At 64.9% G+C, this 15,518-nt stretch carries 11 protein-coding genes; 2 read left to right on the top strand and 9 right to left on the bottom strand.

Translation table 11 applies throughout. The features are described from left to right. Window positions 1–154: 154 nt before the first annotated feature. From dapD to JEY66_RS14650, 4 genes are all read right to left on the bottom strand, one after another. Complete coding sequence (dapD, locus tag JEY66_RS14665; protein ID WP_016845334.1) at window positions 155–1,126, bottom strand: 2,3,4,5-tetrahydropyridine-2,6-dicarboxylate N-succinyltransferase; 972 nt, start codon at window positions 1,124–1,126, stop codon at window positions 155–157. 237 nt (window positions 1,127–1,363) lie between these two features. Beyond that, window positions 1,364–4,150 (bottom strand): formate dehydrogenase subunit alpha, encoded by a 2,787-nt coding sequence (gene fdhF / locus JEY66_RS14660; RefSeq protein ID WP_016845333.1) that lies wholly within the window; start codon window positions 4,148–4,150, stop codon window positions 1,364–1,366. Between the two features lie 37 nt (window positions 4,151–4,187). Further along, window positions 4,188–5,900, bottom strand: a complete 1,713-nt coding sequence (locus JEY66_RS14655) for an NAD(P)H-dependent oxidoreductase subunit E (RefSeq protein ID WP_018272966.1) — start codon at window positions 5,898–5,900, stop codon at window positions 4,188–4,190. Between the two features lie 207 nt (window positions 5,901–6,107). After that, window positions 6,108–7,361, bottom strand: coding sequence for a molybdopterin molybdotransferase MoeA (locus JEY66_RS14650; protein WP_018272967.1), 1,254 nt, complete (start codon window positions 7,359–7,361; stop codon window positions 6,108–6,110). Between the two features lie 184 nt (window positions 7,362–7,545). Here JEY66_RS14650 and JEY66_RS14645 point away from each other — a divergent pair, with 184 nt between their 5' ends. Beyond that, window positions 7,546–8,430 (top strand): formate dehydrogenase accessory sulfurtransferase FdhD, encoded by an 885-nt coding sequence (locus JEY66_RS14645; RefSeq protein WP_018272968.1) that lies wholly within the window; start codon window positions 7,546–7,548, stop codon window positions 8,428–8,430. Then, a complete protein-coding gene (mobA, locus tag JEY66_RS14640; RefSeq protein ID WP_018272969.1) occupies window positions 8,423–9,055 on the top strand; it encodes a molybdenum cofactor guanylyltransferase MobA in 633 nt (210 codons plus the stop codon). Before JEY66_RS14645 ends, mobA begins: the two co-directional genes overlap by 8 nt. A gap of 255 nt (window positions 9,056–9,310) precedes the next feature. On the opposite strand, the gene JEY66_RS14635 is transcribed toward mobA, so the two are convergent. From JEY66_RS14635 to JEY66_RS14615, 5 genes are all read right to left on the bottom strand, one after another. Beyond that, complete coding sequence (locus tag JEY66_RS14635) at window positions 9,311–10,303, bottom strand: LysR family transcriptional regulator (RefSeq protein WP_018272970.1); 993 nt, start codon at window positions 10,301–10,303, stop codon at window positions 9,311–9,313. Window positions 10,304–10,589: 286 nt separating this feature from the next. After that, complete coding sequence (locus JEY66_RS14630; protein ID WP_018272971.1) at window positions 10,590–12,149, bottom strand: 2-isopropylmalate synthase; 1,560 nt, start codon at window positions 12,147–12,149, stop codon at window positions 10,590–10,592. Between the two features lie 520 nt (window positions 12,150–12,669). Then, window positions 12,670–13,617, bottom strand: coding sequence for a polyphosphate kinase 2 family protein (locus tag JEY66_RS14625; RefSeq protein WP_018272973.1), 948 nt, complete (start codon window positions 13,615–13,617; stop codon window positions 12,670–12,672). Next, entirely contained in the window at window positions 13,583–14,593 is a 1,011-nt protein-coding gene (locus JEY66_RS14620; RefSeq protein WP_018272974.1) for a branched-chain amino acid ABC transporter permease, read from the bottom strand. Before JEY66_RS14620 ends, JEY66_RS14625 begins: the two co-directional genes overlap by 35 nt. Continuing rightward, window positions 14,590–15,471 (bottom strand): branched-chain amino acid ABC transporter permease, encoded by an 882-nt coding sequence (locus tag JEY66_RS14615; protein WP_018272975.1) that lies wholly within the window; start codon window positions 15,469–15,471, stop codon window positions 14,590–14,592. Before JEY66_RS14615 ends, JEY66_RS14620 begins: the two co-directional genes overlap by 4 nt. Window positions 15,472–15,518 lie beyond the last annotated feature (47 nt).

The following is a 15,518-nucleotide window of genomic DNA, read 5'->3' as shown; positions in this document are numbered from 1 at the left end:
GCTGAATGCGAAGTTCGTGCGATTTCGCGGCAGCCACTTTCACGAACTTCGCATTCATAAAGCACACTAGAATCATAAGTTTGCTAGCGTCCTTATCGAATCCGAAGTTCGCTCCGAAGGTGCGGCAAATGATGCGAACTTCGGATTCGGGACACTAGCTGTGAAGTTGCGCGTTGAGGCCGTCCCAATTTGGCGTACGTCTGGTTGCCTCAAGAGCGCCGCTCTGGGAATTCCGACGAAAAAGCAGGCCCTTCTGGCCGGAGAGTTCCTTGGCTTTCAGGACTCGGCCATCTTCCAAAAGGATGCGCGCGCCTGCCGTGACATAACAGCCCGCTTCGACGATACAATCGTCACCCAATGAAATGCCGATACCGGCGTTGGCTCCGATCAGGCAGCGCTCACCGACTGTAATCCTCTCTTTGCCTCCTCCGGACAGAGTGCCCATGATCGACGCTCCGCCACCAACGTCGCTGCCGCTTCCCACAACCACACCGGCGCTGATCCGGCCTTCGACCATGCAGGGACCGAGCGTACCCGCGTTGAAATTGCAAAAGCCTTCATGCATGACGGTTGTGCCCGGAGCCAGGTAGGCCCCGAGCCTTACGCGATCCGCATCTGCAATTCGCACCTCCGCAGGCGTCACATAATCGGTCATGCGCGGAAACTTATCCACGCCTGTCACCTCAAACGCGAGGCCACGCTTTCGTGCTTCCATTCGCGCGTCCGGTACACGAGAGCATTCACAAGGACCGAGTGTGGTCCAAGCAACGTTCGGTAACAAACTGAAAATTCCGTCAAGGTTCAGGCAATTCGGCTGGACGAGACGGTGGCTCAGCAGATGGAGTCGAAGATACGCGTCGTGCACGTCAGTCGGCGCAGATGCAAGGGAGCCAATTTCTGTACGGATTGGAACGATGTCGACATTGCGAATGTCGTCGTGTCGCGCGTATCCGTCCGCCGACTCTCCCAACGATCTGGTGACCTCGTCGCTCGCCAGCCGCACCGATGCCGCCTTGTCGGCCTCCGCAACCAGGCGCAGCTGCAGAAACCAGGAATCCAGCACGCGACCGTCAGCGGCAATCGTCGCAAATCCCTCGCCTCTCGCGCCCCTCAGTTCCATTGCCATTTGAATGTCTCACACTACGATCCTGCACGTCATGCATACGCGAGTTTTCGTCGAAATGGCAACTTCCGGACTCTCAAACACGTCCGCTTTGGGGCAAAGGGCGAGATGGGTCCACGCCGCGGCGACGCCCGCTGTCATGCTCTCGGCGGATGTCGATCGACGGTGCTTGCGGTGCCGTGTCGGGCGAGCGAGTAGCCGGGTCGGCCGGCTCGCCCTCCACGCTTCGTTCCGGGACCGCTACTCCGCCGCGGTCCGGATATCGATCTTCTCGGCACGGACCGCGCAGAACTTGAACTCCGGAATCTTGCCGAACGGATCGAGCGCCGGGTTGGTCAACAGGTTTGCCGCCGCCTCCGCGTAGCAGAACGGCATGAAGACCATGTTCTCAGGCACGTCGCGGTCGGCGCGCACCTTGACCTCGACCGCGCCGCGGCGCGTCTCGAGACGGATGAAGTCGCCGGGCGCGAGTCCCTTCTTGCGCATATCCTTCGGGGTCATGAACGCGACCGCTTCGGGCTCGATCTGGTCGAGCACCTGGGCGCGGCGCGTCATCGAGCCGGTGTGCCAATGTTCGAGCACGCGGCCGGTCGACAGCACCATCGGGTACTCGTCGTCGGGCAGCTCGTCCGGCGGGATCACCTTGGCCGGCACGATCTTGCCGCGGCCGCTCTCGGTCGGGAAGCCGGTCGTGAAAATGATCTCGTTGCCCGGCTTGTCGGGATCGTCGACCGGATAGGTCACCGCGCCCTCGCGCACCAGCCGCTCCCAGCTGATGTTCTTCAGCGACGGCATCAGCTCGGCCATCTCGGTGAAGACCTCGCCCGGCCCCGCATAGTTCCAGGGCAGTCCCATCCGCTTGCCGATCTCCTGGATGATCCAGAGGTCCTGCCGCGCATCGCCCGGCGGCTTGATCACCTCGCGCGCCAGCTGCACGCGGCGGTCGGTGTTGGTGAAGGAGCCGGACTTTTCGGCGAACGCCGAAGCCGGCAGGATGACGTCGGCGTGGAACGCGGTCTCGGTGACGAACAGATCCTGCACGACGAGATGATCGAGCTTGGCCAGCGCTTCGCGCGCGTGCTGCAGGTCGGGATCGGACATCGCCGGATTCTCGCCCTCGACATACATGCCGTGGATCTCGCCAGCGTGGATCGCGTTCATGATCTCGACGACGGTCAGCCCGCGCACCGGATCGAGCTCCTGCCCCCACAGCTTCTCGAAGGCGCCGCGCATGTCGTCGCGGCCAACCGGCTGGTAGTCCGGCAGGAACATCGGGATCAGGCCGGCGTCGGAGGCGCCCTGCACGTTGTTCTGCCCGCGCAGCGGATGCAGCCCGGTGCCGGGGCGGCCGACCTGGCCGGTGATCAGGGCCAGCGCGATCAGGCAGCGCGCGTTGTCGGTGCCGTGAACATGCTGGCTGATGCCCATGCCCCAGAAGATGATCGACGATTTGGCGCGGGCATAGGCGCGCGCGACCTCGCGCAGCGTCTCCGCCGGAATGCCGCAGATCTGGGACATGCGCTCCGGCGTGAACTCCTGGATCTTCGCCTTCAGCTCGTCATAGCCCTCGGTATAGCCGGCGATGTACTGCTCGTCGGTAAGGCCTTCGGTGATGATCGTGTGGATCATCGCATTCAGCATCGCGACGTCGCTGCCCGGTTTGAATTGCAGGTGCTTGGTGGCATGGCGCGACAGCGTCTGCCGGCGCGGGTCCATCACATAGAGCTTGGCGCCGCGCTTGGCGGCGTTCTTGATGTAGGTGGCGGCGACCGGATGGTTCACGGTCGGATTGGCGCCGATCACCCAGATCACCTCGGCGTCGGCCGCGGCCGCGAACGGCGCCGACACCGCGCCGGAGCTCAGTCCCTCGAACAGCGCCGCCACCGACGAGGCGTGACACAACCTCGTGCAGTGATCGACATTGTTGGAGCCGAAGCCGGTGCGCACCAGCTTCTGGAACAGATAGGCTTCCTCGTTCGAGCCCTTGGCCGAGCCGAAGCCGGCCAGCGCCTTGGCGCCCTTCTCGTCGCGGATCTTGCGCAAGCCCGCAGCGGCAAGGTCGAGCGCTTCTTCCCAGGATGCTTCGCGGAAATGGGTGTAGGGATTGGCCGGATCGACCTGGTCGTTGGCGTCCTTCTTGACGCCGGGCAGCCGCACCAGCGGCTTGGTCAGGCGATTGGGGTGATGGATGTAGTCGAAGCCGAAGCGGCCCTTGACGCAGAGCCGGTTGTGATTGGCGGGACCATCGCGGCCTTCCGCGTAGATCACCTTCTCGTCCTTGACCTGGTAGGTGACCTGGCAGCCGACGCCGCAATACGGACAGAGCGAATCCACCTTCTTGTCGGGATAGGTGACGCGGGTCTGCTTGTCGTCGAGCATGACCGCCGGCATCAGCGCGCCGGTCGGACAGGCCTGCACACACTCGCCGCAGGCGACGCAGGTCGATTCGCCCATCGGATCGTCGAAGTCGAACACGATCTTGGCGTCGTGGTTGCGGTAGGCCATGCCGATCACGTCGTTGACCTGCACCTCGCGGCACGCCCGCACGCAGAGGCCGCACTGGATGCAGGCGTCGAGATTGACGCGCATCGCCGGATGGCTGGTGTCGGCGTGCCAGCGCTCGGTCGCGGGAAAGCGGCTTTCGGTCACGCCGGTCTTCTCGGCCCAGTGCCAGAATTTCGAGTCCGGATCGTGCGAGGTCTCGCGCGCCGGCTGGTCCGCCACCAGCAGCTCCATCACCATCTTCTGCGCCGCGACGGCGCGCTGGCTGGCCGACTTCACCTTCATGCCGACCGTCGGCGTCCGCTTGCAGGACGCCGCCAGCACGCGCTCGCCTTCGATCTCGACCATGCAGGCGCGGCAGTTGCCGTCCGGCCTGTAGTCCGGCGCGGGCGAATAGCACAGATGCGGGATCTCGGTGCCCTGGCGCTTGGCGACCTGCCAGATCGTCTCGCCGGCCCGCGCCTCGACCTGCTGGCCGTCAAGCTCGAACTGAATCGTCAGGCCTAGGTTCTGATTGTTGCTCATTCAAATCCTCGTCGAAATTCGCCCTGCTCGGCCTCGCCTACTCGGCGGCTTGCTGCGGACGAAAGCCGTCCGGAAAATATTTGATCACTGAGGTCAGCGGATTGGAGGCCGCCTGACCGAGGCCACAGATCGACGCATCGCGCATCGCCTGGCTCAATTGGTCGAGCAGTTCCTTGTTCCAGACCGGCTGCTGCATCAACAGCGCCGCCTTCTCGGTTCCGGCGCGGCACGGCGTGCACTGCCCGCAGCTCTCGTCCTCGAAGAACTTCATCAGGTTCAGCGCGGCGTCCCTGACGTCATCGGCCTGCGAGAGCACGACCACGGCGGCGGAGCCGATGAAGCAGCCATATTTTTCCAGCGTGCCGAAATCGAGCGGGATGTCGTCCATCGACGCCGGCAGGATGCCGCCGGATGCACCGCCCGGCAGATAGGCCTGCAAGGTATGGCCATCGGCCATGCCGCCACAGAACTCGTCGATCAACTCGCGCAGCGTGATGCCGGCGGGCGCGAGCTTGACTCCGGGATCCTTGACGCGTCCCGACACCGAGAAGCTGCGCAGGCCGTGGCGTTCGTTGCGGCCGTGGCTCTTCCACCAGTCGGCGCCCTTCTCGACGACATCGCGCACCCACCACAATGTCTCGATGTTGTTGATCAGCGTCGGCAGGCCGAACAACCCGACCTGGAACGGATATGGCGGCTTGTGCCGCGGCAGGCCGCGCTTGCCCTCGATCGATTCCAGCAGCGAGGATTCCTCGCCGCAGATATAGGCGCCGGCGCCGCGCCGCAGATGCAGCGTCGGACCACCCGGCGGGAGCTTTGCGATCTCGCGCGCGAGGATGTCGCGGCAGGCCGGGTACTCGTCGCGGATATAGATGTAGACTTCGGGCGCCTCGACCACGTGGGCGCCGATCAGCATGCCCTCGAGGAAGCGATGCGGATCGGTCTCGAGATAATAGCGGTCCTTGAACGTGCCGGGCTCGCCCTCGTCGCCGTTCACCGCCATCAATCGCGGACCGGGTTCGCCGAGCACCGCGCGCCACTTGCGGCCGGTCGGAAATCCGGCGCCGCCGAGGCCGCGCAGCGACGCATCGTCGAGCGCCTTCAGCAGGTTTTCGCGCGGCAGCTCGCCCGAGCGCAGGCGCGCCAGCAACTGGTATCCGCCGCCCGCCACATAGGCGTCGTAGTCGACATATGGCGGAAGGTGCACATGGGTGTCGCCGTTGTTCGCCGCCGCCAGCACATTGGTGACGGTCGCATGATCGACGAAGTTGTGGCCGACCTCGGCAGCGGGCGCGGTGTCGCAGCGGCCGACGCACGGTGCGCGCACGACGCGGATGCCGGGGCCGGCGCGGTTCTGCAGATCCTTCAACAGCTGTTCGCCGCCGAGCATCGCGCAGGTCAGCGAATCGCAGACACGGACGGTGAGCGGCGCGATATCAGGCTCGCCTTCCTTCACGATGTCGAAATGCGCGTAGAAGGTGGCGGTCTCGAACACTTCGGCGAACGACAGCTTCATTTCGTCGGCGAGCGCGGCAAGATGCGCCGCCGAGATCTGATGGTATTTGTCCTGGATCAGATGCAGATACTCGATCAGGAGGTCGCGCCGCCTCGGACGATCGGCGAGCAGCGCCTCGATCTCATGGGCGGCCACGGGGTCGACCTGGCGTCCCTTGGGCGTGGCCTTCGCTCGCTTCCTGCCCTGTCCGGGGTGCTCGAACGCACGAACCTTGTGAACGTCGTCTCGACTCATGAAGCCTCGCCTTGGGGACCACGCTTTGCGCGAATTGCACTGCTTCGACGAACTCTATTCTCTGGTATGCCAGAGGCAAGCAGTTTTAGAACGCCTCTAGCAGCGTCGGGTTGCCGCGTAGGCCGTTGTTTATGTTTGCCTATTGGGCGATCTGATTTTGCTATCGCGCGCCCGTCGCGCTGCGCGGTCTCGACCGCGTTTCAGCTCTCACAGCAGGTCGGCGTAGCCGAGAAAGCCGACGGCATCGCCAGGTTCAACCCGCACGACGGACTCGCCGAGTTCGACCAGTCCATCGGTCTCGATCAGCGACGACAGCAGGCCAGCTCCTTCGCGGGGAAACTTGGTCGCCTCCAACGCACCGTCCGCCGTCCGTCGCAGCGAGACGCGGACATATTCGCGCCGCCCGCTCTTCTTCTTGTAGCTGAAGGCAGCCCGCACCGGCATCGGCAGCAAGGGGGACGGCACAGCCCCCGACAGCGCCAGCACGGTCGGCCGCACGACGTGGACGAAGGTGACGAAGCTCGCCACCGGATTGCCGGGCAGGCCGATCAGCGGGGTGCCGTCGATGATTCCCATCGCTACCGGGCGGCCGGGCTTGATCGCCATCCGCCACAGCACCAGCGAGCCCGCCTGTTCGATGCCGGCCCTGACGTGGTCCTCTTCGCCGGTCGAGACCCCGCCGGTGGTCAGGATCAGGTCGTAGCGCCGCGCGACCTGCTTGAGCGCCGCGGCGAGCTCGGCCCGCTCGTCGCGCAGGATGCCGAGATCGCCGACCTCGCAACCAAGCCGCCGCAACATCGCCATCAACATGAAGCGGTTGGAATCGAACAGTTGCGCTTCGCTGCGCGCGCTGCCGGGCGCGGCCAGTTCGTCGCCGGTCGAGAACACCCCGACGCGAAGCCGCCGCACCACATCGAGCGTGGTGAGCCCGAAGGCCGCGGCGACCGCGATATCCTGCGGGCGCAGCCGCCGTCCCGACGCCAGCGCGACGTGGCCGCGCGGAATGTCCTCGCCGCTGGGGCGCACATTGGCGCCGACCTTCAGGCCGGACGGCAGGATCACGTTTCCCGCATCGTCGATCCGCACGTCTTCCTGCATGAACACGGTGTCGGTGCCGTCGGGCATCGGCGCGCCGGTGAAGATCCGCACCGCCTGGCCCGCCTGCGCCGGCTGCGCCGACGCGCCCGCCTGCACCCGCCCGGCAACGCGGAATGCGCGCTCGCCGCTCGCCGGCAGGTCCGCGCCGGATACCGCGTAGCCGTCGACGGCGGAATTCCTGAACGGCGGCAGCGCAAGCGGTGCGACAATATCGCCGGCCAGGATGCGTCCGTCCGCATCCACCAGGGCAACGGCTTCGGTCTCGCCGACGGGCTTGACCCGCGCGGCGATGATCGCGACGGCTTCGTCGACCGACATCATCGGTCCGCCGAACGCGAAGCAGTCGTCCGAAAGCTGCGCCATGATCTTCCTCAGTCCTCGGCCATCGACAAGATTTGTTCGACCCAGATCGCGAACTGCGCGTTATCCTTAAAGCCGGACCGATCGATGGCAGTTCCCGCGACGCGGCGGAGAGTCGCCAGTCAGTCTCCGAACGTGCTTATATCCCCAGCTCCGTTGCCATGTGAACCCATTCGGACGTCCCGCAGTGACCGAGAAAACCACCGCTCCCATCATTGTTCCTGATCCGGACGATCCGCGCCTGACGGAGCGCGTGGCCGGCGTCGACCAGACCGGCGCGCCGACCGAGATCAAGGTGCCGGTCGAACGGCCGCTGACGCTGTACCTCAACGCGCAGGAGATCGTCACGATGATGACGATCAACGACTACCCCGAATACCTCGCGCTCGGCTACCTCTTGAACCAGAACATGCTCAAATACGACGACGTCGTCACCGAGGTCGAATATGACGACGATCTCGAGGTCGTCGTGGTGCGCACCGCGCACCACACCAATTTCGAAGCGAAGCTGAAGAAGCGCACGCAGACCTCGGGCTGCGCCCAGGGCACCGCGTTCGGCGACCTGCTCGAAGCCGTCGAGAAGGTCGCGCTGCCGAAGGCCGAACTGCGGACCTCGTGGCTCTACCGGATGACGCACACCATCAACACGATGCCGTCGCTCTATCTGGAAGCCGGCGCCATTCACGGCTGCGTGCTGTGCAAGGAGGCGACGCCGGTGTGCTACACCGAGGACGTCGGCCGGCATAACGCCGTCGACAAGATCGCGGGCTGGATCTATCGCCACAATGTCGATCCGGCCGACAAGATCCTCTACACCACCGGGCGGCTGACCTCGGAGATGGTGATCAAGACGGTGCGGATGGGGATCCCGATCCTGGTCTCGCGCTCCGGATTCACGGCATGGGGCGTCGATCTGGCGCGGCAGGTCGGCCTGACGCTGGTCGGGCGCGCCCGCGGCAAGCGCTTCATCGCGCTGTCGGGCCAGGAGCGGATCGTCTACGACCAGAACCTCGACTATGTCGAAGAGGAATCGATGCGTCACAAGCGCAAGGGCGAGACCGACAATGACTGATATTCCGGGGACTGCCGTCCCGGGCGTGCTGCTCGCCGGCGGCCTCGCGCGGCGCATGGGCGGCGGCGACAAGCCGATGCGCAAGATCGCGGGCCGCACCATCCTGCAGCGGGTGATCGACCGTCTCGCCCCGCAATGCAGTGCGCTGATCATCAACGCCAATGGCGACCCGGCGCGCTTCGCCGCGTTCGGCCTTCCGGTCGTGGCCGACGATGTCGCCGACTATCCCGGCCCCCTCGCCGGCATCCTGGCCGCGCTCGACTGGGTTGCCGCCAACCGGCCGGATGCGCAATGGGTGCTCAGCGCCGCGGGCGATTGTCCGTTTCTGCCGCGTGATCTCGTCGCGCGCCTCGCGCAAGCACGCGCGGCCGAGAATGCCGAGCTCGCGGTCGCTTCATCCGGCGGGCAGACGCATCCCGTGATCGGCCTCTGGAGCGTGCGTTTGCGGAACGAGTTGCGCCAGGCGCTGGTCGTCGAGGACGTGCGCAAGATCGACCGCTGGACCGCGCGCTATCCGCTCGCAACGGTCGAGTGGCCGACCGAGCCGCTCGATCCGTTCTTCAACGCCAACACCGTCGAGGACATCGCGGAAGCCGACCGCCTCGCCGCGCTCGATGGCGGCTAGAGCATTTTCGGTTCTGATTGAATCGGAACCGAAGCTCTAGATTCTTGCTTTGACGCGTTTTCTTCACGCGAACCGGTGTCCACTTCGCTCGAAAACGCTCTAATGTCCGCCGCCCGCCGGATCGCGATTGATGCGCGGCGGCAACCTCGCTGCGGTGAACAGTTATCCGCTACATAAGCCGCGAAGGGTGAAGTGGGAGTCCCTCGCTGCATGAAGATTCCGCAGCAAGACAGTGAGGCCCGTGCAAGGTCAGGCTCAGCGCGCCTGCGCCACGCCTATCCGCGCTGTATTTCCCGCCTCCGCCGCGCGCAGATAGTCCAGCATCAGGCGGCTGGTTGCCGATAGATGCGCGGTGTCGCGGGTCACGATCTTCAGCTCGCGCCGTCCCCAATCGTCGCGCAGCGGGATCGCGCGAAGGCCCATGCCGGCGCCGACCACCTCGAAGGCGCGGTCGGGGATCAGCCCGAGCCCCATATTGGCCTGCACCATGCGGCAGACCGCATCAAAGCCGGGCACGTTGATGCGCAGCCGCATCGCCTTGCCGGCTTGCGTCGCCGCATATTGCGAGCGCAGATAGATCGAGCTCGCGGTGTGCAAGCCGATGTGGTCGAAATCGAGTGTCTCGGTGAACAGCAATGTCTCGCGGCCGGCCAGCCGATGGTCGGCGCGCATCACCACCACCAGATTGTCGTAGCGATAATGGAAGGCCTCGAGCGCGCGGCTGTCGGCCTCGGCCGAGCAGATGCCGATCTCGGCTGCGCCCTCCTCGATGCCGCGCACCACCTGCCCGCTCGGCCGCTCCTGCAGATCGACACGCAGCAATTCATGCGCGGCGAAGAAGGCGGAGAGATCCTCGGGCAGGTATTGCACGATCGCCGAGAGATTGGCGAGCATGCGGACATGGCCGCGCACGCCTTGCGAATATTCCGACAGCTCGACCGCGATCTTCTCGACATTGAGCAGCGTCACCCGGGCGTGATGCAGCAGCGCCTCGCCGGCCGGCGTCAGCGCCATGCCCTTGGCGAGCCGCTTGAACAGCGTGACACCGAACGCCAGCTCGAAATCGTTCATCCGTTTCGACACCGCCGACGCCGCGATCCCCTCGCGCTGCGCGGCGCGGGTGAGGTTCTGCTCGTCGCAGACCGCGACGAACAGGCGAAGCGTTGTCAGGTCGACCCGGCGCGTCAGCGCGGTCTCCGCCGGCGTGGCGGCGCGCGGAAGGTCTGTCACGATGGAGGAGATCGGCATGGACGGCGTCCCCGGGAAAGGCCGCAGCGTAGCGCCGGGAAGGGCATGGAAGATTCCAAAGCAGTGCGGGATGGAGCGGATTGTTGGGAAATGATTCCAAGAATGATTGAGTTGAGCGGTTTTTATCCCAACCAGTCACCTGCAGCTGTCATTACGAGCGCAATTCCTCACCGTCGCCCTTCGAGGCTCGCTTCGCTCGCACCTCAGACGGGTCTAAATGTGGGCGTTCAAACAAAAACGCGGCGCCGAGGCGCCGCGTTTCAACTTTGTCGGTCGACCTCTCTCGTCAGCCCGCGGCCTTGGCCGGCACGTCGCGCTGGCGCTTCATCACGATCTTGTTCAGCGCGCCGAGATAGGCCTTTGCGGAGGCCACCAGCGTGTCCGGATCGGCGGCGCGGGCGGTCATCGAGCGACCTTCATGGGCCAGACGCACCGAGACCTCGGCCTGCGCGTCGGTGCCCTCGGTCACCGCGTGCACCTGGTACAGCTCCAGCTTGGCCTCGTGCGGCACCAGGCGCTTGATGCAGTTGAAGACGGCGTCGACCGGGCCGTTGCCTTCGGCCTCCTCGATCTTGATCTGGCCGTCGACGTCGAGCTTCATGGTCGCGCGCTGCGGGCCATGGGTGCCGGCGATCACGGTCAGCGAGGTCAGCTTGATGCGGTCGTGGGCGGCCGCCATCTCCTGGTCGACCAGCGCCTCGATGTCCTCGTCGTAGATGTCCTTCTTGCGGTCGGCCAGCGCCTTCATCCGCGTAAAGGCATCCTCCAGCTGGTTGGCGCCGAGCTTGTAGCCCATCTCCTCCAGCTTGTGGATGAAGGCGTGGCGGCCGGAATGCTTGCCGAGCACCAGCGAGGACTGCTTCAGGCCGACCATCTCGGGCCGCATGATCTCGTAGGTCGAGGCGTCCTTCAGCACGCCGTCCTGATGGATGCCGCTCTCATGCGCGAACGCGTTACGGCCGACGATCGCCTTGTTGTACTGCACCGGGAACGAGGTGGCCGCGGACACCACCTTCGAGGCGCGGGTGAGCTGCGTGGTGTCGATCTTGTTCCAGAACGGAAACTTGTCGTTCCGCACATTGATCGCCATCACGATCTCTTCCAGCGCGGCATTGCCGGCGCGCTCGCCGATGCCGTTGACGGTGCACTCGACCTGCCGCGCGCCACCGACGACGCCGGCCAGCGAGTTCGCGACCGCCATGCCGAGGTCGTTGTGGCAGTGCACCGAGAAGATCGCCTTGTCGGAGTTCGGCACGCGCTCGATCAACGTCCGCATGAAGTGGGTGTATTCCTCCGGCACCGTGTAGCCGACGGTGTCGGGGATGTTCACCGTGGTGACACCGGCCTTGATCACCGCCTCGACGATCCGGCACAGATAGTCCATCTCGCTGCGGGTGCCGTCCTCGGCCGACCATTCGACGTCGTCGATCTGGTTGCGGGCGCGGGCGACCATCGCGACCGAGGTCTCGATGACCTCCTCGGGGGTCTTGTTCAACTTCACCCGCATATGCAGCGGCGAGGTCGCGATCACGGTGTGGACGCGGCCGCGGCGGGCGAACTTCACGGCTTCGGCGCAGCGGTCGATGTCGGCCGGATGGGCGCGGGACAGGCCCGCGATGACCGCGTTCTTGGAGCGGCGGGCGATCTCGCTGACCGCCTGGAAATCGCCTTCCGAGGTGATCGGAAAGCCGGCCTCGATGACGTCGACGCCCATGTCGTCCAGCAGTTCGGCAACCTCGAGCTTCTCCTCGAAGGTCATGGTGGCGCCGGGGCACTGCTCGCCGTCGCGCAAGGTGGTGTCGAAAATGATAACGCGGTCCTTCTCGGACTTGTTCGCGGTGGCCATGTCAGAAATTCCTTTAAGCTTTGCGCCCGTCATGATGCAGGGCGATTATCAGGGTCCGGTGATCTCGTACAAACCCCTGAGTGCCCAGGCGCAAACGCCCAGCCGGCCCTCAGGGGCAGGTAAGAAGCAGGCCGCCAATAAGCAGGGTGGGCGCCGCAGCCGGGATCGTGGCGGTAGCTTGGGCCACCTCCCCCGAAATCCCATCAATTTGGCCGCGAATCAGCATTGCCAGACCCTGTTGAGCGCCGAAATCCTCGGACAAAACCATTGACGGTTGGTTGTCGGGACGCGCTATGCGCCGTCGTTCTAGACGATTATGGCAAGCCGCCGCAATGGGTAAAGATGGTCAGATGGGTTGACCTAACCCACGGGCAGCCGCCACCGTAAGGGGCGCACCGTGGAAGGGTTCCCCCCTTGCGGGCCCGCAAGAGGCCTTGCGGGGGGAGGGAGCCTGACCAGTGTGATCACCTTACGCAGTTGACCACCAGCGAGAGAAGAACGCGGCGCGACTGCTTCGCACCTACTTCTTCGCCACCATCTTCGCCTTCTCGCCCGCCCCGCCCTCGCCTTCCGCCTCCAGCGCCGCGCGGACGCGCTTGAATTCGCTCAAGTCGGCCTTGTCGACCTCGGGGAATTTCAGATCGAGCTTGTCGAGCGCGTTGACGATGGTCGAGCCGATCACGACGCGGGCAAACCATTTGTGGTCGGCGGGCACAATGTGCCAGGGCGCCTCTTTGGTTGCGGTGTGATGGATCATGTCCTGATAGGCGGCCTGATATTTGGCCCACAGCTTGCGCTCGGCGACGTCGGCCATCGAGAACTTCCAATTCTTGGCCGGTTCCTCCAGCCGGTCGAGGAAGCGCCGGCGCTGCTCCTCCTTGGAGACGTTGAGGAAGAATTTCAGGATCACGGTGCCGTTGCGCGACAGATAGCGCTCGATCGCCGCAATGTCCTCGAAGCGCTCGCGCCAGATGTCCTTGGTGACAAGGCGCTTCGGAATCTTCTGCTTGTCGAGCACCTCGGGATGCACCCGCACCACCAGGCACTCCTCGTAATAGGAGCGGTTGAAAATGCCGATGCGGCCGCGCTCCGGCAGCGCGATCATCGCGCGCCACATGAAGTCGTGGTCGAGCTCCCTGGTCGAGGGCTGCTTGAAGGAGGAAACCTCGCAGCCCTGCGGATTGACGCCCTCGAACACGCTCTTGATCGCGGAATCCTTGCCGGCGGCATCCATGCCCTGGAAGATCAGCAGCAGCGACCAGCGGTCCTGGGCGTAGAGCTTCTCCTGGAAATCGTTGAGCCGCCTGCGGTTGGCCTCGATGATCCTGCCGCCGGCGTCCTTGTCGATGCCGCCCTTCTCGGCGGTCGGATACGATTTGAGGTGAAGTTCGCCCGACCCGTCGAAGCGGAACGGCGCGACGAAGGGCTTCAGTTCATCGGCGAGCGATGGGGACGGTTTGTTGCTCATGGCTTCTCGACGGCTTGCGGGGCGACTTGATCCGGTCGATCACGCTACCAAGAATGCCCTTGGGCAGGAAGATGATGAACAGCACCAGCAGCACGCCATAGACCAGATTGTCCCAGCCGACCGCCTTGGTGCCAAAAGAGATGCGCAGCACCTCGGCCAGCACGATGGTGATGACGGCGCCGACCGTCGGCCCCAGCGCAACATAGACGCCGCCAACGATCGCCGCGAACACCATCTGCAGGGAGACCGCGATGCCGCTCACCGTGTCGGGCGAGATGAACATCTGGTACTGGCAATAGAGCGCGCCCGACAGCGCGGTCATCAGCGCGCTGATCAGGGTGATCTTGAGCTTCTCGGCGGTGACGTTGACGCCGGCCGCCGCGGCGGCATCCTCGTCCTCCGAGATCGCCTCCATGGCATGGCGGATCATGCTGCGATCGATCGCGCGCCAGATCACGAGGCCCAAGACCCAGACCGCGAGCGCGATCAGATACCAGGTGGTCTTGTCGTCGAATTGCAGCGCGAGCAGCCCCTTGCCGCTGGGGGCGCGCTGTGGGGTGTAGCCGAGCGAGCCGCCGGTGTAGTCGCGGGTCGCGGTGATGACCTGCAGCACGATGCCCGACAGCGCCAGGGTCACCAGCACGAAATAATGCCCGGTGATGCGGAAGCGAAAGCAGGGATAGGCGACGACCAGCGCGAGCACGCCGGCGGTCGCCATGCTGAGTGGAATGCCGATCCAGGGCGACACGCCGAGATGGTTCCACAGCAGCGCGGTGACATAGGCGCCGATGCCCATGAAGCCGCCATGGCCGAGCGAGACGAGGCCGAAGCGCCCCATGATCGACCATGAGGTGTAGGCGAACGACCAGATCAGGATCAGCACCAGCACGTGCAGATGATAGGGATCGCGATGCACGAAAGGCACCGCGACGAGCGCGAGCAGCGCGATGATCCAGCCGGCGGCTTGCCTGTTCACGAGCGCCTCGCCAGGAGGCCCGCGGGCCGGATGAACATCATGACGATGAAGAAGGCAAAGGCCAGCACGTAACCCCATTCCAGATCGGAGAACAGGCCGCCGAGCGAGATGATCTCGGCGAACACGAAAGCGGCGATGAAGCCGCCGATGAAATTGCCGAGCCCGCCGAGCACGCAGATCAGGAAGGTGATCGGCCCAAACGACAGGCCGACGAACGGATGCACGTCATATTGCAGCACCAGCAGGCAGGCGGCGAGGCCGGCGAGCCCGCCGCCGATCGCCGAGGTGACGAGATAGATGCGCTTGGGATCAACACCCATCAGCGGCATGATCTGGCGGTCCTGCGCGATGGCGCGGATCGCGGTGCCGGTGAAGGTGCGGGTCAGGAACAGATAGACGCCGATCATGCCGAGCAGCGCGGCGGCGAACGACAGCAATCGCGCGTAGCTGAAATTCATCTCGCCGAGCGCAAGCACCGGCAGGCGGATGCCGAGATTGCGGAAGTCGATGCCGAAGGCGACGGTGGCAAAGCTCTGCAGGATGAACAGCACGCCGCCGGTGGCGAGCAGCTGGTTGATCGGCGGCGCGGTCAGCAGCGGGGCGATCACGAAGAAATGCAGCGCGCCGCCGAGCAGCGCCACCAGCAGGATGACCAGCGGCGCGGCGGCCCAGTATGGCAGGCCGTAGTACTGCACGAGATAGTACATGCCGTACATGCCGATCATCACAAGCTCGGCGTAGCAGATCCAGGTGACGTCGATGACGCCGAAGATCAGGTTGAGCCCGAGCGCGAGCAGCGCCAGCACGCCGCCGAGCAGGATGCCGTTGATGACGGCCTCCAGCAGGTAGATGTCGAAGATGTCGAGGAAGGATTGCATGGTGGCTCTGCCCCCTAGACCGTGACGCCACTCGTTCCCGTCATCCT

Source organism: Bradyrhizobium elkanii USDA 76 (assembly GCF_023278185.1).
Lineage (GTDB): Bacteria > Pseudomonadota > Alphaproteobacteria > Rhizobiales > Xanthobacteraceae > Bradyrhizobium > Bradyrhizobium elkanii.
This window is presented reverse-complemented; position numbering and strand designations above follow the sequence as displayed.

What these genes read in the sequence shown, in the direction of transcription:
- fdhF (WP_016845333.1), bottom strand. Translation starts at nt 4,150, where the DNA reads ATGAGCAACAATCAGAACCTAGGCCTGACGATTCAGTTCGAGCTTGAC.
- JEY66_RS14635 (WP_018272970.1), bottom strand. Translation starts at nt 10,303, where the DNA reads ATGCCGATCTCCTCCATCGTGACAGACCTTCCGCGCGCCGCCACGCCG.
- JEY66_RS14630 (WP_018272971.1), bottom strand. Translation starts at nt 12,149, where the DNA reads ATGGCCACCGCGAACAAGTCCGAGAAGGACCGCGTTATCATTTTCGAC.
- JEY66_RS14625 (WP_018272973.1), bottom strand. Translation starts at nt 13,617, where the DNA reads ATGAGCAACAAACCGTCCCCATCGCTCGCCGATGAACTGAAGCCCTTC.
- mobA (WP_018272969.1), top strand. Translation starts at nt 8,423, where the DNA reads ATGACTGATATTCCGGGGACTGCCGTCCCGGGCGTGCTGCTCGCCGGC.
- JEY66_RS14655 (WP_018272966.1), bottom strand. Translation starts at nt 5,900, where the DNA reads ATGAGTCGAGACGACGTTCACAAGGTTCGTGCGTTCGAGCACCCCGGA.
- JEY66_RS14650 (WP_018272967.1), bottom strand. Translation starts at nt 7,361, where the DNA reads ATGGCGCAGCTTTCGGACGACTGCTTCGCGTTCGGCGGACCGATGATG.
- dapD (WP_016845334.1), bottom strand. Translation starts at nt 1,126, where the DNA reads ATGGCAATGGAACTGAGGGGCGCGAGAGGCGAGGGATTTGCGACGATT.
- JEY66_RS14615 (WP_018272975.1), bottom strand. Translation starts at nt 15,471, where the DNA reads ATGCAATCCTTCCTCGACATCTTCGACATCTACCTGCTGGAGGCCGTC.